Annotated in this window: 23 protein-coding genes and 1 tRNA gene; 12 read left to right on the forward strand and 12 right to left on the reverse strand. The window is 67.3% G+C overall.

Annotated features, from left to right (window positions below; all coding sequences use genetic code 11):
• Window positions 1–3: 3 nt before the first annotated feature.
• From RT97_RS03995 to RT97_RS04005, 3 genes are all read left to right on the forward strand, one after another.
• A complete protein-coding gene (locus RT97_RS03995) occupies window positions 4–993 on the forward strand; it encodes a DNA-directed RNA polymerase subunit alpha (protein WP_009124827.1) in 990 nt (329 codons plus the stop codon).
• A gap of 87 nt (window positions 994–1,080) precedes the next feature.
• Complete coding sequence (gene rplQ, locus RT97_RS04000; protein ID WP_013544103.1) at window positions 1,081–1,479, forward strand: 50S ribosomal protein L17; 399 nt, start codon at window positions 1,081–1,083, stop codon at window positions 1,477–1,479.
• An 18-nt stretch (window positions 1,480–1,497) separates the two neighbouring features.
• A tRNA-Met gene (locus tag RT97_RS04005) sits at window positions 1,498–1,574 on the forward strand.
• A 110-nt stretch (window positions 1,575–1,684) separates the two neighbouring features.
• Here RT97_RS04005 and RT97_RS04010 read toward each other — a convergent pair.
• Window positions 1,685–2,329, reverse strand: a complete 645-nt coding sequence (locus RT97_RS04010; RefSeq protein WP_042577481.1) for an HD domain-containing protein — start codon at window positions 2,327–2,329, stop codon at window positions 1,685–1,687.
• A 114-nt stretch (window positions 2,330–2,443) separates the two neighbouring features.
• On the opposite strand from RT97_RS04010, the gene RT97_RS04015 reads away from it, so the two are divergent.
• Window positions 2,444–3,418, forward strand: coding sequence for a GlxA family transcriptional regulator (locus tag RT97_RS04015; RefSeq protein WP_042577482.1), 975 nt, complete (start codon window positions 2,444–2,446; stop codon window positions 3,416–3,418).
• Between the two features lie 20 nt (window positions 3,419–3,438).
• Here RT97_RS04015 and RT97_RS04020 read toward each other — a convergent pair whose 3' ends face one another.
• The 6 genes from RT97_RS04020 to RT97_RS04045 are packed head-to-tail and all read right to left on the reverse strand — an operon-like array spanning window position 3,439 to window position 10,372.
• On the reverse strand, window positions 3,439–3,837 hold the full coding sequence (locus RT97_RS04020; RefSeq protein WP_042577483.1) for a RidA family protein: 399 nt from the start codon (window positions 3,835–3,837) through the stop codon (window positions 3,439–3,441).
• The gene (locus RT97_RS04025) at window positions 3,834–5,456 is read right to left on the reverse strand and encodes an AMP-binding protein (protein WP_042577484.1); all 1,623 of its coding nucleotides are present in this window, start codon (window positions 5,454–5,456) and stop codon (window positions 3,834–3,836) included. Before RT97_RS04025 ends, RT97_RS04020 begins: the two co-directional genes overlap by 4 nt.
• Window positions 5,457–5,461: 5 nt before the next feature.
• A complete protein-coding gene (locus RT97_RS04030; RefSeq protein WP_042577485.1) occupies window positions 5,462–6,655 on the reverse strand; it encodes an acyl-CoA dehydrogenase family protein in 1,194 nt (397 codons plus the stop codon).
• A 3-nt stretch (window positions 6,656–6,658) separates the two neighbouring features.
• Window positions 6,659–7,513, reverse strand: coding sequence for an enoyl-CoA hydratase family protein (locus RT97_RS04035; RefSeq protein WP_042577486.1), 855 nt, complete (start codon window positions 7,511–7,513; stop codon window positions 6,659–6,661).
• The gene (locus RT97_RS04040) at window positions 7,510–7,986 is read right to left on the reverse strand and encodes a MarR family winged helix-turn-helix transcriptional regulator (RefSeq protein ID WP_042577487.1); all 477 of its coding nucleotides are present in this window, start codon (window positions 7,984–7,986) and stop codon (window positions 7,510–7,512) included. The genes RT97_RS04035 and RT97_RS04040 overlap by 4 nt, the downstream gene beginning before the upstream one ends.
• 1 nt (window position 7,987) lies before the next feature.
• Window positions 7,988–10,372, reverse strand: coding sequence for a bifunctional salicylyl-CoA 5-hydroxylase/oxidoreductase (locus RT97_RS04045; protein ID WP_042577488.1), 2,385 nt, complete (start codon window positions 10,370–10,372; stop codon window positions 7,988–7,990).
• A gap of 122 nt (window positions 10,373–10,494) precedes the next feature.
• Here RT97_RS04045 and RT97_RS04050 point away from each other — a divergent pair, with 122 nt between their 5' ends.
• Together RT97_RS04050 and RT97_RS04055 are read left to right on the forward strand one after the other, a co-directional pair.
• Window positions 10,495–11,766: an SAM-dependent methyltransferase gene (locus RT97_RS04050; protein ID WP_042577489.1), complete on the forward strand. Its 1,272-nt coding sequence runs from the start codon at window positions 10,495–10,497 to the stop codon at window positions 11,764–11,766.
• A gap of 12 nt (window positions 11,767–11,778) precedes the next feature.
• Window positions 11,779–12,102, forward strand: a complete 324-nt coding sequence (locus tag RT97_RS04055) for a DUF1840 domain-containing protein (protein WP_042577490.1) — start codon at window positions 11,779–11,781, stop codon at window positions 12,100–12,102.
• A 117-nt stretch (window positions 12,103–12,219) separates the two neighbouring features.
• Here the strand turns inward: RT97_RS04055 and RT97_RS04060 are convergent, their stop codons facing one another.
• Together RT97_RS04060 and RT97_RS04065 are read right to left on the reverse strand one after the other, a co-directional pair.
• Window positions 12,220–13,239 carry a Bug family tripartite tricarboxylate transporter substrate binding protein gene (locus tag RT97_RS04060; RefSeq protein ID WP_042577491.1) on the reverse strand — a complete coding sequence of 340 codons (1,020 nt, stop codon included), beginning with the start codon at window positions 13,237–13,239 and terminating at the stop codon, window positions 12,220–12,222.
• Between the two features lie 64 nt (window positions 13,240–13,303).
• Window positions 13,304–14,230 carry a LysR family transcriptional regulator gene (locus RT97_RS04065; RefSeq protein ID WP_042577492.1) on the reverse strand — a complete coding sequence of 309 codons (927 nt, stop codon included), beginning with the start codon at window positions 14,228–14,230 and terminating at the stop codon, window positions 13,304–13,306.
• A 124-nt stretch (window positions 14,231–14,354) separates the two neighbouring features.
• Here RT97_RS04065 and RT97_RS04070 point away from each other — a divergent pair, with 124 nt between their 5' ends.
• Window positions 14,355–15,122 carry an SDR family oxidoreductase gene (locus RT97_RS04070; protein ID WP_042577493.1) on the forward strand — a complete coding sequence of 256 codons (768 nt, stop codon included), beginning with the start codon at window positions 14,355–14,357 and terminating at the stop codon, window positions 15,120–15,122.
• Window positions 15,123–15,151: 29 nt separating this feature from the next.
• Here RT97_RS04070 and RT97_RS04075 read toward each other — a convergent pair whose 3' ends face one another.
• From RT97_RS04075 to RT97_RS04085, 3 genes are all read right to left on the reverse strand, one after another.
• The gene (locus RT97_RS04075) at window positions 15,152–16,117 is read right to left on the reverse strand and encodes an alpha-ketoacid dehydrogenase subunit beta (protein ID WP_042577494.1); all 966 of its coding nucleotides are present in this window, start codon (window positions 16,115–16,117) and stop codon (window positions 15,152–15,154) included.
• The gene (locus RT97_RS04080) at window positions 16,108–17,127 is read right to left on the reverse strand and encodes a thiamine pyrophosphate-dependent dehydrogenase E1 component subunit alpha (RefSeq protein WP_042577495.1); all 1,020 of its coding nucleotides are present in this window, start codon (window positions 17,125–17,127) and stop codon (window positions 16,108–16,110) included. Before RT97_RS04080 ends, RT97_RS04075 begins: the two co-directional genes overlap by 10 nt.
• Window positions 17,128–17,195: 68 nt before the next feature.
• Window positions 17,196–17,600, reverse strand: a complete 405-nt coding sequence (locus tag RT97_RS04085) for a surface-adhesin E family protein (RefSeq protein WP_253278119.1) — start codon at window positions 17,598–17,600, stop codon at window positions 17,196–17,198.
• A 233-nt stretch (window positions 17,601–17,833) separates the two neighbouring features.
• Between RT97_RS04085 and xylF the strand changes: the two genes are divergently transcribed.
• From xylF to RT97_RS04110, 5 genes are all read left to right on the forward strand, one after another.
• Window positions 17,834–18,856, forward strand: a complete 1,023-nt coding sequence (gene xylF / locus RT97_RS04090) for a D-xylose ABC transporter substrate-binding protein (protein ID WP_042577497.1) — start codon at window positions 17,834–17,836, stop codon at window positions 18,854–18,856.
• Between the two features lie 103 nt (window positions 18,857–18,959).
• Window positions 18,960–20,150, forward strand: coding sequence for a sugar ABC transporter permease (locus tag RT97_RS04095; protein ID WP_042577498.1), 1,191 nt, complete (start codon window positions 18,960–18,962; stop codon window positions 20,148–20,150).
• A 1-nt stretch (window position 20,151) separates the two neighbouring features.
• Entirely contained in the window at window positions 20,152–20,958 is an 807-nt protein-coding gene (locus RT97_RS04100; RefSeq protein WP_042577499.1) for an ATP-binding cassette domain-containing protein, read from the forward strand.
• 13 nt (window positions 20,959–20,971) lie between these two features.
• A complete protein-coding gene (locus tag RT97_RS04105; protein WP_042577500.1) occupies window positions 20,972–22,129 on the forward strand; it encodes an ROK family transcriptional regulator in 1,158 nt (385 codons plus the stop codon).
• 68 nt (window positions 22,130–22,197) lie between these two features.
• Window positions 22,198–24,657 carry a glucose/quinate/shikimate family membrane-bound PQQ-dependent dehydrogenase gene (locus RT97_RS04110; RefSeq protein ID WP_042577501.1) on the forward strand — a complete coding sequence of 820 codons (2,460 nt, stop codon included), beginning with the start codon at window positions 22,198–22,200 and terminating at the stop codon, window positions 24,655–24,657.
• The last annotated feature ends 25 nt before the right edge of the window (window positions 24,658–24,682 follow it).

Raw genomic sequence — 24,682 nt, forward strand, 5'->3', positions numbered from 1 at the left:
TGCATGCAAACCACCCTGCTGAAACCCAAGACCATTCAGGTCGAGCAACTTGCCGCCAACAAGGCCAAGGTGACGCTTGAGCCTTTCGAGCGCGGCTACGGCCACACGCTCGGCAACGCGCTGCGTCGCGTCCTGCTGTCGTCCATGGTCGGTTACTCGGCCACCGAAGTCACGATCGCTGGCGTTCTGCATGAGTACTCGTCGATCGACGGCGTGCAGGAAGATGTCGTCAACATCCTTCTGAATCTCAAGGGTGTGGTGTTCAAGCTCCACAACCGCGACGAAGTCACGCTGAGCCTGCGCAAGGACGGCGAAGGCCCGGTCCTGGCATCGGACATCCAGACCCCGCACGACGTCGAGATCATCAATCCCGACCACGTGATCGCGCACCTGTCGCAAGGCGGCAAGCTCGACATGCAGATCAAGGTCGAGAAGGGTCGCGGCTACGTGCCCGGCACGATGCGCCGCTATGCCGACGAGCCGACCAAGTCGATTGGCCGCATCGTTCTCGACGCGTCGTTCTCGCCCGTCAAGCGCGTGAGCTACACCGTCGAAAGCGCCCGCGTCGAACAGCGTACCGACCTGGACAAGCTCCTGGTCGAGATCGAAACCAACGGTGCCATCACCGCTGAAGATGCGGTCCGCGCCTCGGCTAAAATCCTGGTCGAGCAGCTCGCAGTGTTCGCACAGCTCGAAGGCGGCGAACTGGCTGCATTCGATGCACCGGCACCGCGCAGCGCACAGCAATTCGATCCGATCCTGCTGCGCCCTGTCGACGAGCTCGAGCTCACCGTGCGTTCGGCCAACTGCCTGAAGGCCGAAAACATCTACTACATCGGTGACCTGATCCAGCGCACCGAGAACGAGTTGCTCAAGACCCCGAACTTGGGTCGCAAGTCGCTCAACGAAATCAAGGAAGTCCTCGCTTCGCGCGGCCTCACCTTGGGTATGAAGCTTGAAAGCTGGCCGCCGGCCGGTCTCGACAAGCGTTGATTTTTGTTTTGAATTGAGCCCATGAGGGCTCGTGCCCGGGCAGTACCTGACACGGCTGCCTGTTTAATAAAGTAAAGGAAAAGCACCATGCGTCACGGACACGGACTTCGCAAACTCAACCGCACCAGCTCGCACCGCCTTGCGATGCTGCAGAACATGATGAATTCGCTCATCGAGCACGAAGTCATCAAGACCACGGTCCCCAAGGCCAAGGAACTGCGCCGCGTCATCGAACCGATGATCACGCTCGCCAAGAAGCCCACGCTCGCCAACAAGCGCCTGGCTTTCGACCGCCTGCGCGACCGCGACAGCGTCGTCAAGCTCTTCGCCGATCTGGGCCCGCGTTTCGCGGCACGTCCGGGCGGTTACACGCGCATCCTGAAGATGGGTTTCCGCGTGGGCGACAACGCGCCGATGGCTCTGGTCGAACTGGTCGACCGTCCTGAAATTAAAGAAGCAGATGCCGAGCAAGGCGCTGCAGAATAAGCTATAATTCGATCTTGCCGCGCGATGGAGCAGCCTGGTAGCTCGTTGGGCTCATAACCCAAAGGTCGCAAGTTCAAATCTTGCTCGCGCAACCAATTTAAAAGGCCCTTTGAATTTTCAAAGGGCCTTTTTTCTTGGGTCGGAAATTGAATGAATGAAGCCCTCGCAATGAGGGCTTTTTAATTTTCCAGATCTCCTGGATTTTTCAGCCGTGCCAGGCCGAGCAGCGAATCACGCTGCAGAAATTCCCGCGATGGAAATGCGGCTCCTTGTCCGCGATCACGTCGGCTTTCACATTGCCAAAGGTGGTGTCCGGCTTGTGTTTGATGCCGTCGTAGAAGGCCTGGATGATGTCTTCCTTGAAGTGTTCGGTACGCGGATGTGCATGGACGACCTGCGTGCGCTCGGCTTCGCTGTACTCCGGGTAGGACAGCCCGAGCACGTCCATCTCAACCCCTGCCGTCACCAGCGCCACGACCGGATGCATGTGCTTCGGGATGCCCGGCGTCGTGTGCAGCGCGATTGCCGTCCAGACCAGGTCGACGTCCTGCTGCGAGATCCCGCGGCCGCGCAGGAAATCGCGCGCCACATTGGCCCCGTCGACCTCGAAGCGCTCGGTCGTGCTGCTGTGCGCCTTCACCAGCCCCATGTCGTGGAACATCGCGCCCGCGTAGAGCAACTCCGGGTCGAATGTGAGCCCGCGGCGCTTGCCGGCCAATGCGCCGAAGTAATAGACCCGGCTGGAGTGGTGGAACAGCAGCGAGGGCACCGTGTCCCGGACCACTTCGGTGATCTCGCGCGCAAGCTTGCTGTCGGGGATGCGGACCCCGTCGATCGTCGTCAAAGCCATGTGGATTTCTCCTGTGAGTGTGGGAACAACTTTAGGAGTCGGCTAGAGTGTCTTCAATAGACGTGTTATGGCAAATCCTGCCATTGCGCCTGTGAAAGAGACACGAGAACAACCATGCGCACCACGAAGACCATCGCGATCCTTGCCATGCCCGGCGTCCAATTGCTGGACGTCTCTGGCCCGCTCGACGTGTTCGCCGAGGCGAACGTGCAGGCGCGTACCGAGGCCTACCGGCTGCGCGTCATCGCGAGCCAGCCCGGCGCCATCCGCAGTTCATCGGGCGTGCGGCTCATGCCCGACGCCGTCATCGGCGAGGACATCGACGAGGCGATCCACACGCTCCTGGTGGCCGGCACGCCGCATGCCGCGAGCGCGGCGACCCACCTTGACGTCACCGCGTGGCTGCGCAAGGTCACGCCCAAGGTGCGCCGTTTCGGCTCAGTCTGCAGCGGCGCTTTCGTGCTGGCGCAGGCGGGGGTGCTCAATGGGAAGCGAGTCACGACGCACTGGGCAGTGGCCGATCAGTTGGCGCAGGCCTTCCCCGCGGTGCAAGTCGACGTCGATGCCATCCACGTGCGAGACGGGCGCCTTCGCACCGCTGCCGGCGTGACCGCGGGCCTCGATCTGGCGCTGGCGCTGGTGGAGGAAGACCTTGGCCGCGAGATCGCCATGAAGGTCGCCGCCCAGCTCGTGATGTTCTTCAAGCGTCCGGGCGGCCAGATGCAGTTCAGCCGGAAGGGCGAGGCTGCGCCCACCGGCCGATCGGCCCTGCAGGAGGTCCAGCGCTGGATCGCGGCGAACCCCGCGGAGGACCACAGCGTCGCCCACCTGGCCGGACGCATGAGCCTGAGCCCTCGCCACTTCGCACGGCTGTTCACGCAAGAGGTCGGAGCCACGCCCGCAGCCTGGGTGGAAGGCATTCGTGTCTCCGCCGCACGCCGACTGCTCGAGTCCGGCGATGCTGCGCCGAAGCAGGTGGCCGCCCAATGCGGATTTGCCGATGCCGACACCTTGCGGCGCGCATTCCAGCGCCAGGTCGGCATCACGCCGGCGGAGTACCGCAAGCGTTACGCGCATGCCGTCGGCTGACGGCATGGCGAAATAAATGGTCAGTCCGGAATAACCGCCGTGACCTCGATCTCGACCTTCGCCCGGTGCTCGACCAGCGCCGCTACCTGCACGCAGGTCATTGCCGGGAAGTTGCGTCCCATCGCATCGCGATAGACCGGGCCCAGCTCGGCCAGCCGGCGGCTGTATTCGTCGCGGTCCGTTACATACCAGGTCATGCGGACCATGTGCTCGGGGCCCGCGCCGCCCGCACGCAGCACCTCGGCGATGTTGCGCAGCGCGAGGCCGCACTGCTCGATGAAGTCGTCCGACTCGAATTGCTGCTGCGCATTCCAGCCGATCTGGCCACCGACGAACAGCATGGTGCCGCGCGCTGCGACGCCGTTCGCATAGCCCTTGGGAGGCAGCCAGCCCTCGGGCTGCAGGAGTTTGTTGATCATGGTGTGCTGTTGAGTTGTCTCAGTTTGAATCGCTGGAGCTTGCCGGTCTCGGTGCGCGGAAGCACCGTCACGAACTCGATCTCCCGCGGGTATTTGAAGGGTGCGATCGTGGCCTTCACATGGTCTTGCAACGCCTTCACCAGGGTCGCGTCGCCTTCGTTGCCGGGCTTGAGCACGCAGAAGGCCTTCACGATCATGCCGCGGTCCGCATCGGGCTTGCCGATCACGCCGCACTCGGCCACCGCGGGGTGCTTGAGCAGCGCGTCTTCGACCTCCGGACCGCCGACGTTGTAGCCGGCGGTGATGATCATGTCGTCGGCGCGCGCCTGGTAGAAGAAGTAGCCGTCGTCGTCCTGCACGAACGAATCGCCGGGGTAGTTCCAGCCGTTCTTCACGTAATCGGCCTGGCGCGGATCGTCCAGGTAGCGGCAGCCGACCGGCCCTTGCAGCGCCAACTTGCCGACGGTGCCGTGCGGCACCTCGTTGCCCTTGTCGTCAACCACCTTCGCGGTGAAGCCGGGCACCGCCTTGCCAACCGCGCCCTTGCGCACGTCGTTGCCCGCGGCGGAGATGTAGATGTGGAACACCTCGGTGCCGCCGATGCCGTCAAGCATCTCGATGCCGGTGGCTTCCTTCCACAGCTGGCGCGTCGCATCGGGCAGGGCCTCGCCCGCGCTCACGCTGATGCGCAGACTCGGCATGCCGTGCTGCTTCACGAACGGCGCCATCTGGCGATAGAACGTGGGCGCGGTGTAGCAGATGGTCGCGCCGACCTCGTTGATGAGCTTCACCAGTCCTTCAGGCGTGAACGGTGCATCGGCAAAGTACACCGAGGCGCCGGCCCACATCGGGAACACGAGCAAACCGCCGAGCCCGAAGGTGAACGCCAGCGGCGGCGAGCCCACGACGATGTCGTCGCTGCGCGCCTTGAGGACGTGGCGCGGCCAGGTCTCGCACATCGCGAGCACGTCGCGGTGCGTGGTGACGGGCGCCTTGGGCTTGCCCGTGGTGCCCGACGTGAACGCGAGCAACGCGATGTCGTCCGCCGCTGTGGGGCACGCGGTGAATACGCCGCTCTTGCCCGCGGCGCGTGCGGAAAGCGAGTCCGCCGCATCGGGCTTGTTGAATGCGATCACCGTTGCGAGCACCGGATGCTCCTTCTGCGCAGTCGCCAGTTCGTCGAGCAGGCGACCGTCGCACAGCGCGGCAACAGGGCGGGCCTTCTCGATGATCTCGCCGAGTTCCTTCGCACGCAGCAACGGCATCGTCGCCACCGCGATCAAGCCGGCCTTCACCACTGCAAGCCACGCGAGCGCCATCGCCACCGAGTTGCCGCCGCGCAGCAGCACGCGGTTGCCGGGCACGAGCCGGAGGTCTTCGGTCAGTACCTGCGCGATGCGGTTGACCTCGACGGCAGCCTGCCTGTACGTGAGCGTGCCGGCCGGCGAGCGCAGCATCGGCTTGTCGCCGAAGCCCTTGGCATCGGCCTTGTCCAGCAGCTCCTCCACGAGGTTCAACTGGTCGGGCAACTGCAGCTCGGGCAGGTCATAGCGAAAGACCGGCAACTGCGCGGCGGGCGGCAGGCGGTCGTGAACGAAGCGGTCGACTTGGGCAGACACGGTATTTATCCCCGCAGAACGGATTTGCCAATGATCAGTTGTTGGACTTCCGTCGCGCCTTCGTAGATGCGCAGCGAGCGGATGTCGCGGTAGAGGCTTTCAATCTTCGTGCCAACCTTCACGCCGAGACCACCGTGCATCTGCAGTGCCATGTCGATCACGCGGCTCGCGTTCTCGGTGGCGCACATCTTGGCCATCGCTGCTGCGGCGGACACATCGCCCACCGCCACTGCACCGCGTTGTTCGGCGTCGTCGCGCATCCATGCGGCGCGGTAGGTGAGCAGTGCGGCGCTGTCGATCAGCGCGGCCATCTCGCCGAGCTTGGCTTGCGTGAGCTGGAAGTCGGCGAGCGTCTGGCCGAACATGCGGCGGCTCTTTGCGTGCGCGATGGCCTCGGCCAGCGCGCGGCGGCCCATGCCGAGCGCAGCGGCCGCGACCGATGCGCGGAAGATGTCCAGCGTGCGCATCGCGAGCTTGAAGCCACCGTTGAGTTCACCGAGCTGCGCGGTGCGCGGCACGACGCAGTTCTCGAAACGCAACGTGGCAAGCGGGTGCGGTGCCATCACGTCGATGTGCTCGGAGGTGTCGAGGCCGGGCGTCTTCGCATCGACGATGAACACGGTGATGCCTCGGGTGCCGCCGGTCGGATCGGTCTTGGCGAACATGCAATAGAAATCGGCGATGCCGCCGTTGCTGATCCAGGTCTTCGTGCCGTTCAGCAGCCAGCCATCGGCCGTCGGCTCGGCACGCATGGCCATTGCGGCCACGTCCGAGCCCGCATCGGGCTCGCTCAATGCGAAGGCCGCGATCTTCTCGCCCTTGCCGACCGCAGCCAGATATTGCGATTGCTGTTCCTGCGTGCCCGCGAGCGTGATCGCGCCGCTGCCCAGTCCCTGCATCGCAAAGGCGAAGTCGGCCAGCGGCGAGTGATAGCCGAGGGTCTCGCGCAGCAGCACGAGCGCGCGCGAATCGAGGCGCTCCAGCGCGCCGCCCGCACTGCCGGGCACGGCGTAGCGCAGCCAGCCGCCATCGCCGAGGCGGCGCACCCATTCCCGGCAAGCCGCGCGGTCGTCGCGCTCGTCGATTTCCTGCGCTGCGCACCAGGGCAGCAGGTCGCGTGCGAGCGAGCGATGGGCTTCATCGAAGAAGGGCAGCGCGAGGTGCGCCGTCGAAGGTGGTGCGGGGATTTTCGTCATCATGGCTCAGTCCCCACCGAACACCGGCTTGCGCTTCGCCGCGAAGGCTTCGTACGCACGCTTGAAGTCTTCGGTCTGCATGCAGATCGCCTGCGCCTGCGCTTCGGCCTCGATGGCCTGGTCGATGGTCATCGACCATTCCTGCGCCAGCATCGTCTTGGTCATGCCGTGCGCGAAGCTCGGGCCTTCGGCCAGTTCACGCGCCATCTTGGTGGCAGCCTCGAGCAGTGCATCGCTTTCGTGCAGCGCGTTGAAGAAGCCCCAGGCGTGGCCTTCCTGCGCCGTCATCGCACGGCCGGTGAAAAGCAGCTCCGACGCGCGGCCCTGGCCGATCACGCGCGGCAGCAATGCGCACGCACCCATGTCCGCGCCCGCGAGGCCCACGCGGGTGAAGAGGAACGCGGTGCGCGTGGCCGGCGAGCCATAGCGCAGGTCGCAGGCCAGCGCGATCATCGCGCCAGCGCCGGCGCACACGCCGTCGATGGCGCCCACGATCGGTTGCGGACAGGCGCGGATCGCCTTCACCAGGTCGCCGGTCATGCGCGTGAACTCGAGCAGCTCGGGCATGCGCATGCCCGTGAGCGGCCCGATGATCTCGTGCACGTCGCCGCCCGAGCAGAAGTTGCCGCCCGCGCCGGTGATGACGATGGCCTTCACGTCGGTCGCGTAGTTCAATGCGCGGAACAGGTCGCGCAGCTCGGCGTACGAATCGAAAGTCAGCGGGTTCTTGCGCTCGGGGCGATTCAGCGTGACGGTGCCGACGCCGGCCTCGTAGCTCCATGCGAAGTGCTCGGCCTTGTAGGCGGCCTTGGCTTCGAATTGCGCGCGCATGGGATTGCTCGCGCCGATGTAATGCTTCATGGGGTCTCCGCCAATTGGCTGTGTGAGTGTTGCTTGACCTTGCCGAGCAGCTTGTGCAGCTGCGCGATCTCCTTGCTGCTGAGGCCCGCGAAGGCCTCGACGATCCAGTCCTCGTGCTGCTGCGCCATCTCGTTGAAGAGCTTGCGGCCGCGCGCGGTGAGCCGCACGCGCCAGGCGCGGCGGTCCCCTTCGACGTTGATGCGCTCGACCACGCCTTCGGTCACGAGCTGGTCGGTGATGCCGGTGACATTGCCGCCTGTCACCATCATCCGGCGCGAGAGCTCGTTCATCTTCAGGCCTTCGGGCGAGCGCTCCAGTTGCGACATCAGGTCGAAGCGCGGCAGCGTGGTGGCGAACTGGGAGCGCAACTCGTTGCGTACCTGCTTCTCGATCAGCTGGGTGCAGGTGAGCAACCGCAGCCAGAGCCGCAAGGCTTCGGGATGTTCGCTGTGCGCGCGCGCTTCGAGGTCCATGTCAGTGCGTCTCCTCGGGGTTCGGCGCGGCGGCCGTCGCTGCGTTGGCCGCGGCGATCTGCTGCTGCTTGGCGATCTCGCGGTACATCTGGTCGCGGCCGCTCAGGTATTGCCTGGGCCATTCGACATCGCGGCTCTGCAGCTTGGCGGCCTCGTGCAGCGTCCATGCGGGGTCTGCCAGGTGCGGGCGCGCGATGGCGCAGAGGTCGGCACGGCCGGCCGCGATGATGCTGTTGGCCTGGTCCGCTTCGGTGATCGCGCCCACGGCGATGGTCGCGATGCCGACCTCGTTGCGGATGCGGTCGGAAAACGGCGTCTGGTACATGCGGCCGTACACCGGCTTGGCGGCACGCGTGGTCTGCCCAGACGACACGTCGATGAAATCGGCGCCGGCGTCCTTGAAGAGGCGCGCGACGATCACGGCCTCAGCGTCGGTGTTGCCGCCCGGCGCCCAGTCGTGCGCGGAGATGCGCACGCTCATCGGCTTGTCCTCGGGCCACACGGCACGCATCGCGCGGAACACGTCGAGCGGGTAGCGGCAGCGCGCCTCGATGTCGCCGCCGTATTCGTCGGTGCGCTGGTTGGTGAGCGGGCTGATGAAGGCCGACAGCAGGTAGCCGTGCGCGCAGTGCAGCTCGAGCCAGTCGAAGCCGCACTCGACGGCGCGGCGGGTCGAGTCGACGAACTGGTCGCGCAGCGTGTCCATCTCGGTGCGCGTGATGGCGGCAGGCAACTGGTTCTGCTCGCCATAGGGCAGCGCGCTGGCGCCGAGCACCGGCCAGTTGCCGTCTTCCAGCGGTTCGTCGGTGCCTTCCCAGCCCACGCGCGTCGAGCCCTTCGGGCCGCTGTGGCCCAGCTGCATCGCGATCTTCGCGCTCGACTGCGTATGCACGAAATCGACGATGCGCTTGAATGCGGCCTGCTGCGTGTCGTTGTAAAGGCCGGTGCACGCCGGAGTGATACGGCCTTCGGGCGTCGGACTCGTCATCTCGACGAACACCATCGCGGCGCCGCCGAGCGCGCGTGCGCCCAGGTGCACCAGCAGGAAGTCCTGCGGCACGCCGTCGACCGCGCTGTAGGTGGCCATCGGCGAGACCAGGATGCGGTTCTTGAGGGTGAGCCCGCGAACCTTGTAGGGCATGAGCATGGGCGCCATCGCCTTGCCGCCCGCGAGCCACTGCTCGTAGCCGCTGAGCCATTGCGTGTCGCGCACGCGCAGGTTCTCGTGGGAGATGCGCTGCGAGCGCGTGAGCAGCGAATAGGCGAACTGCTCGATCTGCATGCCGGTGTAGCGCGGCACGTTCTCGAACCACTCGGTGGAGTTGCGTGCGGCGTTCTGGATCTTCAGCACCTCGACGCTGCGGCGCGCCTCGTAGCCTTCGAGCACGTGGTCGAGCGTGCCGCCCTGTTCGAACTCGTTCGCGAGGTCGATCGCATCCTCGAGCGCGAGCTTGGTGCCCGAGCCGATCGAGAAGTGCGCCGTGTGCGCCGCATCGCCCATCAAAACCACTGGCACCGAGCGGCCCTCGACGTCGATGCGGTGCGTCCAGCGTTCGCACACCACGCGCGGAAAGCGGATCCAGTTGGCCGAGCCGCGCAGGTGCGTGGCATTGCTGATCAGCGAGTGACCGCCCAGGTACTTGGCGAACAGCTTCTCGCAGAAGGCGATGGCCTCGGGTTGCTCCATCTGGTCGAGGCCGTGGGCCTTCCACACGGCTTCGGGCGTCTCGACGATGAAGGTGGAGGTCTTGTCATCGAACTGGTAGGCATGCGCCTGGAACCAGCCGTGCTCGGTTTCCTCGAAGGCGAAGGTGAAGGCGTCGAAGGTCTGGTGCGTGCCCAGCCACACGAAGCGGCAATTGCGCAGGTCGACATCGGGCTTGAACACGTCGGCGTAGCGCTGGCGGATGCGGCTGTTCAGGCCGTCGCTCGCAATCACGAGGTCGGCCTTGTACTGGGCGGCGATCGCCTGGTCGTCGGTGGCGTCGGTTTCGAACACGAGGTCCACGCCCAACGCGAGGCAGCGCTCCTGAAGGATGTTGAGCAGGCGCTTGCGCCCGATGCCGCAGAAGCCGTGGCCGCCCGAGCGCACCTGGCGGCCCTTGAAGAACACCTGGATGTCGTCCCAGTGATGGAACTCGTTGCCGATCAGCGCCGCGGTGTCGGCATCGGCGGCCTTGAGGTTGCCCAGGGTCTGGTCGCTCAGCACCACGCCCCAGCCGAAGGTGTCGAACGGCCGGTTGCGCTCCACCACCGTGATATGCAACGCGGGGTTGCGCGCCTTCATCAGCAGGGCGAAATACAGGCCTGCCGGCCCGCCGCCGATGCACAGGATGCGCTGGAGGTCCGAGGCGGGGGCGGATGGGAGCGGACTGAGGCTGTTCATGGTTGAATAGTTTAGACATAAACAATCTGCTGTCAATGCTGGTTTCGTAACCGGCCGGCCCCCGGGGGAGGCCGGCTCCGGCGGGGATGCAAACACTTGCAAAAATCAATACCATCGGCCTCATGCAAAACTTGATACCCAAGATCGAGTCGCAGCTGGCTTCGCTGCCTGTCCCCATCGCGCTGGAACTGCCGGATGGCCGGCGCGTTGCCCAGGCGGGAGCCCGCGTCACGCTGGCTTTCAAGGAGTGGGCGGTGCTGGCCAAGCTGGCCGCCCGGCAGGTGGGGGCCATCGGGGAGGCCTATGTCGAGGGCAAGGTGCAGATCGAAGGCGCCATGCGCGACCTGATCGATGCCACCGTCGGCATGCTGCCCGGCAACCCGGCCGAAACCGACACCGGCTGGTGGAGCCGCCTGCAGCGCAGGGCCAAGTCGCACGGCTCGCATTCGCTGCGCAAGGACGCCGCGCAGATCGAATTCCACTACGACGTCTCCGACGACTTCTACGCGCTCTGGCTCGACGCGCGCCGGGTCTATTCATGCGCCTACTTCCGCACGCCCGACCTCACGCTGGCAGAGGCGCAGGAAGCCAAGCTCGACCACATCTGCAAGAAGCTCATGCTGCAGCCGGGCGAGCGCTACCTGGACATCGGCTCGGGCTGGGGTGCTCTGCTCTTGTGGGCGGCCGAGCACTACGGCGTCGATGCCACCGGCATCACGCTGTCGAAGAACCAGCATGCCTATGTGCAGCGCCTCATCGAAGAGAAGGGCCTGCAGGGCCGCGTGCGCGTCGAGCTGCGCGACTACCGCGAGCTCTCGGCCGATCGGCCCTTCGACAAGATCTCATCGGTCGGCATGTTCGAGCACGTGGGCGCGGCCAACATGCCGACCTACTTTCGCAAGATCCACTCGCTGCTCAAGCCGGGCGGCCTGGTGCTCAACCACGGCATCACTTCGGGCGAGCTCAACTACCGTCAGCTCGGCGCGGGCATGGGCGACTTCATCGAGAAGTACATCTTCCCCGGCGGCGAGCTGCTGCACGTGACGCACGTGCTGCGCGAGACGGCGGCCGCGGGCCTGGAGATGGTCGACACCGAGAGCCTGCGCCCGCACTATGCGCGCACGCTCTGGGCCTGGTCCGACGCGCTCGAGGCGCAGCTGGACGCCGCGCGCGAGGTGCTGCAGCGCAGCGGCGGCCGCCAGGGCGAGAACGCGGAGCGCGTGCTGCGCGCCTATCGCCTCTACCTGGCGGGCTCGGCCATGAGTTTCGAGCAGGGATGGATTTCCTTGCACCAGATGTTGTCGACAAAGCCTGACGGCAATGTAGGGCGCGCAGGCGTCTTGCGCGGTGCGCAATCGGTGTACCCTTTTGCCCGTGACTACATCTACAAGTGAGTGAAAAAAATCATGCTCTATCGCTTCAAGTCCCGGGCCGCTCCCGATTTCGTGATGCTCGAAGTCCACGCGCGCCAACTGCTCGACATCGTCGGCAAATCCCCGGCGCCGCAAGGCATCATCACGGTCGAGCAGATTCCCGCTGCTATCGCGGCGCTCGAGGCCGCACTGGCGCGTGAAGGCAGCAATGCGCACAACAACGACGACTACGCCGTCGAAGGCCACACCAGCGATGCCGAGAAGCAGCATGTAGGCCTGCACCAGCGTGCAGCGCCCCTGCTTCACATGCTCAAGGACTCGCAGGCCGACAGCAAGGACGTGACCTGGAGCACCTGACCGGATTCAGGCCAGAACCCTTACCAGAAACACCGCGGAACCGGCTCCGCCGGGCCGCAGGTGTTGCCCCCTGCAAGGGGGTTGGCGCAGCGACACGAAGTGCGCGAAGCCTGGGGGTCAGTCCACTTTCGCGCCGGAGTCTTTCACGACCTTCGCCCACTTCACGTGCTCGCTAGCAATGAGCTTGGTGAAGTCGGCCGGCGAATTGCCGCTCGGGATCGCACCCTGCGCGAGCATCTTCTCCTTGATGGCGGGCGTGCCGAGCGACTTGGCCACTTCCTGCTGAATCCGGTTCACGATCTCCGGCGAGGTGCCGGCCGGCGCCAGGAGGCCGAACCATGAGCTCGCCTCGAAGCCCTTGAGCGTCGGGCCGCCCGCCTCCTCTACCGTCGGAAGGTCGGGCAGTGCCGGCGATCGCTGCGAGCTGGTCACGGCCAGCGCGGTGAGCTTGCCGCCCTTGATCTGCGCCATCGACGAGGGCAGGTTGTCGAACATCACGTCGGCATTGCCGCCCACCATGTCCAGCAGTGCCGGGCCCGAGCCCTTGTACGGGATGTGCGCCATGAAGGTGCCCGTCATGCTCTTGAAGAGCTCGCCCGCCAGGTGGATCGAGGTGCCGCTGCCGCTCGATGCCATGTTGAGCTTGCCCGGGTTGGCCTTGGTGTACTTGATGAAGTCCTGCACGTTGTGGATGTTCAGCGCCTTCGCTTTCTCGGCGTTCATTTCCATCACGTTCGGCACGGCCGCCACGAGCGTGATCGGCGCGAAGTCCTTGATCGGATCGAAAGGCAGCTTCGGGTACAGCGCGCGGTTGATGCCATGCGTGCCCACCGTGCCCATCAGCAGCGTGTAGCCGTCGTTCGGCGCGCGCGCGACGAGTTCGGCGCCCACGTTGCCGCCCGCGCCCGCACGGTTGTCCACGATGAACTGCTGGCCGAAGGCCTTGGAGAGTTCGGGCGCCACGGCGCGCGCCAGGATGTCGGTGGTGCCGCCGGCCGCAAAGGGCACGACGATGCGCACGGGCTTGGTCGGCCAGGTGCCCTGTGCCCACGCGGCGGGCGCCATCAAGGCGACGGCTGCGGCAGCGGCCGACACCGTCAGCGCGGCCCGGCGATTCGTTTTGAAAGATAAGTTCATGCGGCTGTTTGTACAGGTGAACCCCGCCCGCCGCCGCGAGTGAAAACCCCGGGAACCGGCGCCTTCAGCCCACTTGCATCCGCTGCGAAAACCGTTCGCTGTGGAATCGTTCCAGCACGAAGTCGACGAACACCCGGGTTTTCTGCGGCAGCAGCTTCTTGCTCGGGTAGTAGAGCCACACCACGCCCGCATCGAAATGCCATTCGGGCAGCAGCCGCACCAGCTCGCCGGTGCGCAGGCCCCGCTCGACGAAAGGCATCGGCAGCATCGCCGCGCCCAGCCCCAGCATGGCGGCCTGCGCGATCGCCTCGGGGTCGTTGAAGATCGCGCGCGGCCGCGGCAGCTCCACCGTGGCCTGCTGGCCGTTCGCGTGCTGCAGTGTCCAGCTGCGCAGCCGCCCGGTGGGGGAGGAGCGCCGCAGCAGCGCGTCGAGCGTTGCCAGGTCGGCAGGTTGCGTGGGCATCCCGCGCCCCGCCATGTAGGCAGGAGATGCGACCGCGACCACGTGGATGCGCGAGAGCTCCCGCGCCACCACGCCGGGCGACAGTTCGATGCCGCCGCCGATGGCCGCATCGAACCCCTCGCCGACCAGGTCCACCTGCTGGTTGTCGAAATACCAGTCGGGCAGGATGGCCGGGTAGCGCGCGAGAAAGTCGCCCATCATCGGCAGCACGTGCTCGCGCCCGAACGCCTGGCCCATGCTCACCTTGAGCGTGCCGGCGGGCTGCCCGTCGTCTTTCGCGAGGCCGGCCACCGCCTCCTGCAGCGTGGCGAGCGGCCCGCCGATCTGCGCCAGGAAGCGCTCCCCGCCTTCGGTCAGCGTGAGCCGGCGCGTGCTGCGCTGAAACAGGCGCACGCCCAGCCGCGCTTCGAGCCGCGCAACGTTCTTGCTGACCGCCGCCGGCGTGAGTCCGAGGCGCCGCGCGGCCGCCGAGAAGCTGCCGCTTTCGGCGCTCTGCACGAAGGATTCGAGGTGATTGAGCGGTTCCATGCCGCCATTTTCAATCTCATCTTCAACTTTGGGTTGAATTTGATTGCGTCGATTGACGGCTACCGGAGAAGGAGTGGAATGCCGACACTGAGGCCATTCCTCCACTCAACGAACGGAAAAAATCATGGCTTCCACCGCTTCTTCTTCTGCATCCCCCGTCCTGGCCGGCAAGGTGGCCTTCGTCACCGGCGGTTCGCGCGGCATCGGCGCGGCCATCGTGCGGCGCCTGGTGCGCGACGGCGCCGCCGTGGCCTTCAGCTACGCGAGTTCGGCCGCGCCGGCCGACGAACTGGTGCGCAGCATCCAGTCCGAAGGCGGCCGCGCGCTCGCGCTGAAGATCGACAGCGCCGACGCCGCGGCCCTCACCGCCGGCATCGACGAAGCCGCCCGCACGCTCGGCAAGATCGACATCCTGGTGAACAACGCCGGTGTGTTCCTCGGCGGCGCCCTGGACGACTTCTCGCTCGAAGACTTCGACAAGACGCTCGACATCAACGTGCGCGCCGTGTTCGTTGCCGCCAAGGCGGCCTCGCGCCACATGGGCGAAGGCGGCCGCGTCATCAACATCGGCAGCACCAACGCCGAGCGCATGCCCTGGCCCGGCGGCGCGGCCTACGCGATGAGCAAGTCCGCGCTCAAGGGCCTGGTGCAGGGCCTGGCACGCGACCTGGGTCCGCGCGGCATCACCGTCAACAACGTGCAGCCCGGTCCGGTCAACACCGACATGAACCCGGTCGACGGCCCGAACGCCGCGGCGATGCACGGCCTGATGGCACTGGCCCGCCACGGCCACCCCGACGAAATCGCGGGCATGGTGGCGTACCTGGCCAGCCCCGATGCAGCCTTCGTGACCGGCGCGAGCCTGAACATCGACGGCGGCTTCGCCGCCTGAGGCCGAACCCCCAGGCCAAGCCGGCAGGCTCAGCCCAGCAGCTTCCTCGCGGCGGCCGCGACGGCCTCCGCGCCGATGCGCGACTGGGCCTCCAGCACCGGCGCATAGCCCACTGGAATGCGCGGCGCACCGAGCCGCGCGATGCGGCAGCCCGTGGCCTCCGCGGCGCTGGCGGCGATCTCGGCGCCGAAGCCCGCGGCCTGCACCGCCTCGTGCACGACCAGCAACCGCCCGGTGCGCGCGCACGACGAGAGCACCGTCTCGCGGTCCCAGGGCCACAGCGTGCGCAGGTCGATCAGGTCCACCGCGATGCCTTCGGCCGCAAGCGCATTGCACGCCGCGGCACAGGCCTGCATCTGCCGGCTCCAGCTCACCAGCGTGAGCGCGTTGCCTTCGCGCACGCGAGCCGCCTTGCCGAGCGGCACGGCGATGTCTTCGTCCACATCGCCCCGCAAGCCCCACAGCGTCTTGTGCTCGATGTAGACCACCGGGTCGCCGCACTGCAGCGCAGCGCGCAAGAGGCCGTAGTTGTCCTGCGGCGTCGAGGGGCTCACCACCACCACGCCCGGCAGGTGCGCGAACCACGCTTCGAGCGATTGCGAATGCTGCGCCGCCGACGCATCCCAGATGCCGCCCGGCATGCGCGCCACCAGCGGCACGCGCCCTTGGCCGCCGAACATGAAGCGGTTCTTGGCGGCCTGGTTCACCAGCTCGTCCATGCCGCACAGCGCGAAGTCGACCACGCGCATCTCGACCACCGGCCGCAGCCCCGCGAGCGCCATGCCCACGCCGGCACCCATGATCGCGGCCTCGCTGATCGGCGTGTCGATCACGCGTTCGGCGCCGAAGGTTTCCTGCAGCCCCTTGTACTGGCCGAAGATGCCGCCGCGGCCGACGTCTTCGCCGAGCACGACCACGCGCGCATCGGCTTCCATCTCGCGTTTCACGGCGAGCACGGCGGCTTCGGCGTAGCTCAGTTCCTTGCTCAATGCCATTGGCCCGCTCCGATGGTCTGCACGTCGGTGAATGCGGCGCCGGCATCGGGCCAGGGCGCCGCATCGGCGATGGCGAGCGCTGTATCGACTTCGTCGCGCGCCGCGTTCTCGATGGCATCGAGCGTGGCCGCGCTCACGCCGGCCGAGAGCAGGTGCCCGCGCGTGCGCGCGATCGGATCGGTCTGGAGCGCCGCGGCCAGTTCGGCCGGATCGCGGTACGCCGCAAGATCGACCGACACGTGCCCCTTCACGCGGTACGTCAGCGCATGCAGCAGGCGCGGCCCGGCGCCGCCGCGCACTTCGTTCACCAGCCGCGCGGCGGCCTCGTGCACCGCGAACACGTCGTTGCCGTCGACCTGCGTGGCCGCGATGTCCATCGACATGGCGCGCGCCGAGGCGCCGTCGCCCGCGGTCATCGGCCCGCTCGCGGTGGTGGCGCTCCAGCGGTTGTCCTCGCAGACGAAAAGCACCGGCAATTCGTACACGCGCGCCCAGTTCAGTGCTTCGAGAAAGGGTCCGCGGTTGATGGCGCCATCGCCGAAGAAGCAGACCGTGATGTCGTCGCCTTTCTTCATGAGCTTTTGCGCGTGCGCTGCGCCGACCGCGATCGGCAGCCCCGCCGCGACCACGCCGTTGGCGCCCAGCATGCCGACCGAGAAATCCGCGATGTGCATGGAGCCGCCCTTGCCGCCGTTGAAGCCGGTGGCCTTGCCGAAAAGCTCGCACATCATGCGGGTGAGGTCCGCGCCTTTGGCCAGCGTGTGGCCGTGGCCGCGGTGCGTGGAGGTGAGGTAGTCGCTGGTGCGCAGATGGGCGCAGACGCCGGCCGGCACGGCTTCCTGTCCGGTCGAGAGGTGCAGCGGACCGCGCACCTTGGCGGCACCGGCCGCCTGCTGGCCGTAGGCGCTCACGCCTCCCTGGCTGGCCGTCTCTGCGGCGTTCTCGAACGCGCGGATGCGCACCATGGTGCGATAGAGCGCCTCGCCGGCGCCGGATGTGCTCGAGTCCATCTTGTCTCCAGCGCCTCTGGAATGGGCGCGTGGCAAAAATCGTATCAGTATCGAGCGGCAGGACGGAGTTAGCTCGAGCGGCACGCGGCCCGCACGATGCGCGCCGTCGGGTTCTGCTTCATGTCGCGAAAGAGCATCGGCTTGGGCGCATCGCTGTAGTCCGCGACATGGTGCGGCTCGCCCTGCCACAGGGGCTCGATGTAGAAGCGCGCGGCCACGTAGGAGGCGCGCCGCGCCTGGCAGTCGAACACCACGCGCGATTCGTAGGAGCGGTAGGGCACGCCGTCCCAGTTGGTGCGCGGCGCAGAGCGGTTCACGCGCAGGTTCATGGCCTGCCGCGCGGGTTCCGCTGGCGCCGCAGCGCCGGACGGATCGACCTGCACGGTGTCGGCCGCCTTGTCTTGCGGATCGCCCACCACCGTGAACCACGCGGACTGCGCGTGGGCCATGCTGCCAAGCAGGCCGATTGCCATCAACCAGTACCTCACGCCAATCGCTCCGGAAGAACGGCACGCTCGCGTGCCGGGCTCAAAAAAAGCCGACCTTGCCGGCCGGCCGCTGAAACATCAATTTACCGTTCTTCGGGAAGGGCGCTTGTCGGACAGCGCCGCTCGGGGAATTCCCCGATGCCAATCCAATGCCCTCGATGGGATAGTTAGTTCGCCTTTCAAACTAACTAATTTCTTACACGGCAGGAGAGACACCGATGCAACTCAAACAAACTTTGGCCGCCATGGCCTTCGGCCTCACCGCCGTGAGCGCACTGGCCCAAACCGTGGTGGGCGTGAGCTGGTCCAACTTCCAGGAAGAGCGCTGGAAGACCGACGAGGCGGCCATCAAGGCGCAGCTCGAGAAGCTCGGCGCCAAGTACATCAGCGCCGATGCGGGCGGCTCGCCCGAAAAGCAGCTGGGCGACATCGAGGGCCTGATGTCCAAGGGCGCCAAGGCGCTCATCGTTCTCGCGATGGACAAGGACGCGATCCTGCCGGCCATCACCAAGGCCACGCGCCAGAAGGTGCCCGTGGTCGCGTACGACCGCCTGATCGAGGCGCCCGGCGTCTTCTACATCACCTTCGACAACGTCGAGGTCGGCCGCATGGAGGCGCGCGAGGTGCTCAAGGTCAAGCCCAAGGGCAACTACGTGATCATCAAGGGCTCGCCGAGCGACCCCAACGCCGACTTCCTGCGCGCGGGCCAGCAGGAGGTGCTCGAGGCCTCCATCAAGAAGGGCGATATCAAGATCGTCGGCGACGAGTACACCGAAGGCTGGAAGCCCGAAGTTGCGCAGAAGAACATGGAGCAGATCCTCACCAAGAACGCCAACAAGGTCGATGCGGTGGTGGCTGCCAACGACGGCACCGCCGGCGGCGCGGTCGCGGCGCTCACGGCCAAGGGCCTGCGCGGCGTGCCGGTGTCGGGCCAGGACGCGGACTTCGCGGCGCTCAACCGCATCGCGCTGGGCACGCAGACCGCCACCATCTTCAAGGACTCGCGCGAGCTCGGCCGCGAAGCCGCCACCGCGGCCATCTCGCTCTCGCAGGGCAAGCCGGTCGAGAAGGCGGCGCAGTGGAACTCGGGCCCGAAGAAGGTCGCGCTCTCCTCGCGCCTGCTCACGCCGGTGCCCGTCACGCGCGACAACCTCGACGTCGTGGTCAAGGCCGGCTGGATCAAGAAGGACGAGCTCTGCAAGGGCGTCCCTGCGGCCAGCGCGCCGGCGGCCTGCAAGTAGGCCGGCCAGGCCAGTCGTCAATCCGCGCGATGAATATGTCAGGCCGGGCTGTGAAGCCCGGCCGGGACGCCGTCGCGCATTCGCTTCGATGAGGGACTGAAAAATGAGCAATCAAACGCCGGGATGGTGGCGCCGAACGGGCGTCGACCTGCGCCTGATCCTGATGTGCGTGCTGCTGGTCGTCATGGCGGTGGCCTTCAGCGTCATGTCGGGCGGCGTGTTCCTCTCGCCCGAGAACCTCTACAACGTCGCGCAGCAGACCGCCGTGGTGGGGATCGTCTCCACCGTGATGGTGCTGATCATCGTGGCGCGCCACATCGACCTGTCGGTCGGCTCGGTGATGGGTTTCGTGGGCGTGCTCATCGCGTACCTGCAATACACCTCGGGCTGGTCGTGGCCCACGGCCTGCCTCGCGGGCCTGGCGGTGGCCCTCTTGGTGTCGATCTATCAGGGCTGGCTCACCGCCGTGCTCGGCGTGCCTTCGTTCGTGGTCACGCTCGGCGGCCTGATGTCGTTCCGCGGCGCGGCGTTCCTCGTGGCCGACGGCAAGACGCAGCCGGTGAACGACGAATTCTTCCAGCGCCTGGGCGGCGGCTACGACGGCGGCATCGGCACCACCGCGAGCTGGGTGATCGCGGCGCTGGTGGCCCTCGTGCTCTTCGGGCGCATGGTGCAGAAGCGCCGCGCGCGCCAGCGCTACGACATGCCGACCGAGCCGCTGTGGCTCGACGTGCTCATCGCGGCCGTGCCGGTGGCGGTGGTGTTCGGCTTCGCGGCGGTCATGAACAACTACCAGATTTCCTCCAAGTCGGAGCCGCAGGGCATTCCGATCCCGGTGCTGATCTGGGCGGTGGTGGCCATCGTGCTGTCGTTCATCGTGCACCGCACGCGCTTCGGGCGCTATGTGTTCGCGATGGGCGGCAACCCCGATGCGGCGGCGCTGGTGGGCATTCCGGTCAAGCGCGTGACGCTGATGCTGTTCGCGCTGCTCGCCGTGCTGGTCACCGTCGCGGCGATCGTGTCGATCGCGCGGCTCAACGCCGGCACCAATTCGCTGGGCACCGGCATGGAGCTCTACGTGATCGCGGCGGCCGTCATCGGCGGCACGGCGCTCGCGGGGGGCAGCGGTTCGATCTTCGGCTCGGTGCTGGGGGCGCTCATCATGCAGTCGCTCGACAGCGGCATGCTGCTGCTCGACGTGCCGATCGGCAAGCGCATGGTCATCATCGGCCAGGTGCTGATCGTGGCGGTCGTGTTCGACGTGCTGTATCGCCGCAAATTCGGGGAGAACTGACATGCAGACCATCGACACCTCCAGGCCCCTCGTCGAACTGCGCGAGATCCGCAAGGCCTTCGGCGGCGTGAAGGCCGTGGACGGCGTGAGCGTGAACCTCTACCCCGGCGAAGTGGTCGCGCTGCTCGGCCACAACGGCGCGGGCAAGTCCACGCTCATGAAGATGCTCGCGGGCGCCTACCCCATCGACTCGGGCGACACGCTCATTGCAGGCGAGAAGGTCAACATCCGCACGCCCGCCGAAGCGCAGGCGCAGGGCATCGAGACGATTTACCAGACGCTCGCGCTCGCGGACAACCTCGACTCGGTGTCCAACCTCTTTCTCGGCCGCGAGAAGATGACGCGCTGGAACACGCTGGACGACCACTTCATGGAGGTGCAGGCGCGAAAAGTGTTCCATCGCCTGAACAAGAACTTCACCAACATCCGCGTGCCGGTGCGGCGTCTCTCGGGCGGCCAGCGGCAAGTGGTGGCGATCTCGCGCGCGCTGTATTTCAACGCGCGCATCCTCATCATGGACGAGCCCTGCGCCGCGCTCGGCCCGGAAGAAACCGCAATGGTCGGCGGCCTCGTGAAGCAGCTCAAGGCCGATGGCGTGGGCATCTTCCTCATCACGCACGACATGCCCGACGTGTTCTCGCTGAGCGACCGTGTGGCCGTGATGAAGAACGGCAAGCTCGTGGGCACCTACCGCACCGAAGACGTGACCGAGGACGAAGTGCTCGGGATGATCATCGCGGGCAAGCGCCCCGAGGGCAAGGCAGAGGCGCACCATGCGGCATCGGCCGCCGTCGTGACCGCAGCCTGATCCACTCCGCGGCATGACGACCATCGCCGACCATCAGCTCTTGAAGCGCATGAACCGCAGCGTGCTGCTGCGGTTGCTGCGTGCGCAGCCGGGGCTGTCGCGCGCGCGCCTGGCCACCGTGAGCGGCCTCACGAAATCCACCGTGAGCCTCTTGGTGCGCGAGCTGCTCGACGAAGGCTGGCTCAAGGAATCGGATGCGGCCGTGAACGACGGGCTCGGCCGGCCCTCGACGCCGCTGCAGATCGACGTCGGCGTGCGCGCGCTGATGGGCGTGGAGATCGCGGTGGAGACCGTGCGGCTCGTGTGCGTCTCGCTGCAGGGCGAGGTGCTGTATTCCAACACCCACGCGCTCACCGACGGCTCGCCCGCCGGCGTGTGCGCGCAGGTCGCGCGCATGGCTTCGGCGGCGCACAGGCAGCTCGATGCGCTGGGCCTTCGCCTCTCGAGCATCGGCGTGTGCGTGCCGGGCGCGGTGGACGATTGCACCGGCGTCGTCCGCTTCGCGCCCAACCTCGGCTGGCGCAACGTGAGCCTGTTGCCCGCGCTCGAAAAATCGTTCGCCGCGGCGGGCCTGCCCGGCGTCACGGTGCAGCTGCAGAACGATGCCGACGCGGCCGTGCTCGGCGAATACGAATTCGCCGCGGGCGAGGGTGAAGACCCGCTGATCTTCGTGAGCTGTGACGTCGGCGTGGGCGCGGGCGTGATCCTGAACGACCGCCTCTTCACCGGCGCGCAGGGCATGGCCGGCGAGATCGGCCACACGATCCTCGAGCTCGACGGCCCGCTGTGCTCGTGCGGCCGCCGCGGCTGCGCCGAAGCCTTCTTCGGCTCGCGCACGCTGGAGCGCGAGGGCGTCGATACGCAGCGCGCCGCCGCCTTCTTCGGCGTGCTGCTGCAGAACCTGTGGGTGACGTTCAATCCGCGCGCGATCGTCATCGGCGGCAAGTCGTGCGCTGCGCAGCGCGGCTTCGTGCAGGCCGCGTTCGAACGCGTGAAGCGCCATGCCGACGGCGCGGGCATGCCGGCGCCCGAGCTGCGCACCGCGCGCTATGAAGAGCTCGCGCCCGCGGTCGGCGCGGCGGCACTCGCGCTGCACGAATACTTAAGGCCGCTGCAACCCGATGCGCGAACGCGGCGCGCGCGCGCTGAGCGCGTTCTCGCCGCGGCCTGAGCCTTCGGCCTACGCGCGGCGCGCGACCGATGGCCTAACGTCGGACCCTGCCTCCGGGAGTCCAAGCCATGCCGCGTTCGTCCGCACAGTTCACCCAGCCCGCCGAGTCCTCCTCTCCCTCCGCATTGCTTGTGGTGATCGCCGTGGCCCTCGGCCTCGCGGGCCTTGCGCTCGTGGCCGCGGGAGCGTGGCTCATTGCGCTCGGGGGCTCCTGGTATTACCTCGTCGCGGGGCTCGGGCTCATCGCCTCGGCACTGCTCATGCGGCGTGGCGGCGGCATCGGGCTGCTGTTCTACGCGGCGGTGGTCCTGCTCACGCTGGTGTGGTCGTTGTGGGAGGTGGGCCTGGACTGGTGGCCGCTGGCCGCGCGCGGCGACGTGTTCTTCGTGGGGGGCCTCGTCCTCCTCACGCCCTGGGTGGCGCGTGCGCTCGCGCGGCGCGACGCGACGGGCATCGGCCGCACACGCGCCGTGCTCGGCGCGGTGCTGGCGGCCTTCCTGCTGGCGGCGGTGTTCTCGTGGGCGCGCGAGCCCGGCCGCATCGAAGGCATCGCGCCGCTGCCCGATGCGCCGGCCAATGCAACGGCCTCGGCACTTGCCAGCCCGCCCCCGCCGATGGACGACTGGACCGCCTACGGCGGCACCGGCTTCGGCCAGCGCTACTCGGCGCTCGACCAGATCACGCCGGCCAACGTCGGGCAGCTCGAAGAGGCCTGGCACTTCCGCACCGGCGACGTGCGCGCCCAGCCCGGCGATCCGGAAGAGACGACGTTCGAAGTCACGCCGCTGAAGATCGGCGAGCGCCTCTTTCTCTGCACGCCGCACCAAGCGGTGGTGGCGCTCGATGCGACCACGGGCAAGCAGCTCTGGCGCTACACGCCCGAGATCAAGCGCCCGCTCGCGCTGCAGCACCTGACCTGCCGGGGCTTGTCGTATCACGCAGGCAGCGCAACGCAACCTGCCGCCGCATCGACGCCCTCGCCTTCACCCTCGGCACCCGCGGGCGACTGCGACGCCAAGCTCTTCATGCCCACCGCCGACGGCCGTGTGATCGCGCTCGACCCCCAGAACGGCAAGCCGTGCCTGGCCTTCGGCGGCGGCAGCGGGCAGATCGACCTCTGGAAGAACATGCCCAACGTGAGCCTGGGCGCGTATTACTCGACCTCGCCGGTCGTCGTGACGCGCTCGCTCATCGTGGTGGGCGGCACGGTGCTGGACAACGTCTCGACCAAGGAAACCTCGGGCGTGATCCGCGCGTTCGACGTGAACACCGGCGCGCTCGTGTGGAACTGGGATTCGGGCAACCCCGAGGAGACCGCGCCCATTGCAGCCGACCGCACCTACACCGTCAATTCGCCCAACAGCTGGTCGATCTCCAGCGTGGACGAGGCGCTGGGGCTGGTCTACGTGCCCACGGGCAACCAGCCGCCGGACCAGTGGGGCGGCAAGCGCACCGAGGGCGCGGAGCGCTATTCGTCGTCGGTGGTCGCGCTCGACCTGGCGAGCGGCCGGGTGCGCTGGAGTTTCCAGACGGTGCACCACGACCTCTGGGACTACGACGTGCCCGCGCAGCCCAGCCTCATCGACCTGCGCGTGGGCAGCGAGACCATTCCGGCGCTGGTGCAGCCGACCAAGCAGGGCGAGCTCTTCGTGCTCGACCGGCGCAACGGCAAGCCCATCGTGCCGGTGAACGAGCGGCCCGCGCCGCAGGGCGCGGCCACGGGCGATCGCACCGCGCCGACGCAGCCGGTGTCGGGCCTGTCGTTCGATCCGCCCGCGCTCAAGCCGGCCGACATGTGGGGCGCCACGGTGTTCGACCAGCTCGCCTGCCGCATCGCTTTTCACCGGCTGCGCTACGAAGGCCGCTTCACGCCGCCGTCGACGCAGGGCTCGCTCATCTATCCGGGCAACTTCGGCGTCTTCAACTGGGGCAGCATCGCGGTCGATCCGCAGCGGCAGATCGCCTTCACCACGCCCGCGTCGCTGGCCTTCGTCTCGCGGCTGGTGCCGCGCGCGGACGACACCACGCGCTACGTGCAGGGCAAGGGGCAGCCCACCGGCAGCCTGCCCGCGCTCAACGAGAACTTCGGCGCGCCGTTCGCGATCAAGCTCAACCCGTTCACCTCGGTGCTGGGGCTGCCGTGCCAGGCGCCGCCGTGGGGGCACGTGGCGGGGGCGGACCTGCGCAGCGGCAAGGTCATCTGGATGCACAAGAACGGCACCGTGCGCGACAGCTCGCCGTTGCCGCTGCCCTTCGCGATGGGCGTGCCCAACCTCGGCGGGCCGGTGATGACCGCGGGCGGCGTGGCCTTCCTGTCGGGCACGCTCGACCAGTTCGTGCGCGGCTACGACGTGGGCAACGGCAAGGAGCTCTGGCGCAGCCGGCTGCCCGCGGGCGGACAGGCCACGCCGATGACCTACCGCGGCAGCGACGGGCGGCAGTACGTCGTGGTGGCTGCGGGTGGGCATGGGTCCCTCGGCACGCGCACCGGGGACCATGTGATCGCCTACGCGCTGCCCAGGCGATAGGCGAGAAACGACATTCGGCCGGTGC

Origin of the sequence: Variovorax paradoxus (assembly GCF_000834655.1) — a bacterium.
In the GTDB taxonomy this organism is placed as follows: domain Bacteria; phylum Pseudomonadota; class Gammaproteobacteria; order Burkholderiales; family Burkholderiaceae_C; genus Variovorax; species Variovorax paradoxus_F.

Excerpts from the sequence above, each read along its gene's own strand:
- RT97_RS03995 (WP_009124827.1), top strand. The coding sequence starts at position 4 with ATGCAAACCACCCTGCTGAAACCCAAGACCATTCAGGTCGAGCAACTT.
- rplQ (WP_013544103.1), top strand. The coding sequence starts at position 1,081 with ATGCGTCACGGACACGGACTTCGCAAACTCAACCGCACCAGCTCGCAC.
- RT97_RS04010 (WP_042577481.1), bottom strand. The coding sequence starts at position 2,329 with ATGGCTTTGACGACGATCGACGGGGTCCGCATCCCCGACAGCAAGCTT.
- RT97_RS04015 (WP_042577482.1), top strand. The coding sequence starts at position 2,444 with ATGCGCACCACGAAGACCATCGCGATCCTTGCCATGCCCGGCGTCCAA.
- RT97_RS04020 (WP_042577483.1), bottom strand. The coding sequence starts at position 3,837 with ATGATCAACAAACTCCTGCAGCCCGAGGGCTGGCTGCCTCCCAAGGGC.
- RT97_RS04030 (WP_042577485.1), bottom strand. The coding sequence starts at position 6,655 with ATGATGACGAAAATCCCCGCACCACCTTCGACGGCGCACCTCGCGCTG.
- RT97_RS04035 (WP_042577486.1), bottom strand. The coding sequence starts at position 7,513 with ATGAAGCATTACATCGGCGCGAGCAATCCCATGCGCGCGCAATTCGAA.
- RT97_RS04040 (WP_042577487.1), bottom strand. The coding sequence starts at position 7,986 with ATGGACCTCGAAGCGCGCGCGCACAGCGAACATCCCGAAGCCTTGCGG.
- RT97_RS04045 (WP_042577488.1), bottom strand. The coding sequence starts at position 10,372 with ATGAACAGCCTCAGTCCGCTCCCATCCGCCCCCGCCTCGGACCTCCAG.
- RT97_RS04050 (WP_042577489.1), top strand. The coding sequence starts at position 10,495 with ATGCAAAACTTGATACCCAAGATCGAGTCGCAGCTGGCTTCGCTGCCT.
- RT97_RS04055 (WP_042577490.1), top strand. The coding sequence starts at position 11,779 with ATGCTCTATCGCTTCAAGTCCCGGGCCGCTCCCGATTTCGTGATGCTC.
- RT97_RS04060 (WP_042577491.1), bottom strand. The coding sequence starts at position 13,239 with ATGAACTTATCTTTCAAAACGAATCGCCGGGCCGCGCTGACGGTGTCG.
- RT97_RS04065 (WP_042577492.1), bottom strand. The coding sequence starts at position 14,230 with ATGGAACCGCTCAATCACCTCGAATCCTTCGTGCAGAGCGCCGAAAGC.
- RT97_RS04070 (WP_042577493.1), top strand. The coding sequence starts at position 14,355 with ATGGCTTCCACCGCTTCTTCTTCTGCATCCCCCGTCCTGGCCGGCAAG.
- RT97_RS04075 (WP_042577494.1), bottom strand. The coding sequence starts at position 16,117 with ATGGCATTGAGCAAGGAACTGAGCTACGCCGAAGCCGCCGTGCTCGCC.
- RT97_RS04080 (WP_042577495.1), bottom strand. The coding sequence starts at position 17,127 with ATGGACTCGAGCACATCCGGCGCCGGCGAGGCGCTCTATCGCACCATG.
- RT97_RS04085 (WP_253278119.1), bottom strand. The coding sequence starts at position 17,600 with ATGGCAATCGGCCTGCTTGGCAGCATGGCCCACGCGCAGTCCGCGTGG.
- xylF (WP_042577497.1), top strand. The coding sequence starts at position 17,834 with ATGCAACTCAAACAAACTTTGGCCGCCATGGCCTTCGGCCTCACCGCC.
- RT97_RS04095 (WP_042577498.1), top strand. The coding sequence starts at position 18,960 with ATGAGCAATCAAACGCCGGGATGGTGGCGCCGAACGGGCGTCGACCTG.
- RT97_RS04100 (WP_042577499.1), top strand. The coding sequence starts at position 20,152 with ATGCAGACCATCGACACCTCCAGGCCCCTCGTCGAACTGCGCGAGATC.
- RT97_RS04105 (WP_042577500.1), top strand. The coding sequence starts at position 20,972 with ATGACGACCATCGCCGACCATCAGCTCTTGAAGCGCATGAACCGCAGC.
- RT97_RS04110 (WP_042577501.1), top strand. The coding sequence starts at position 22,198 with ATGCCGCGTTCGTCCGCACAGTTCACCCAGCCCGCCGAGTCCTCCTCT.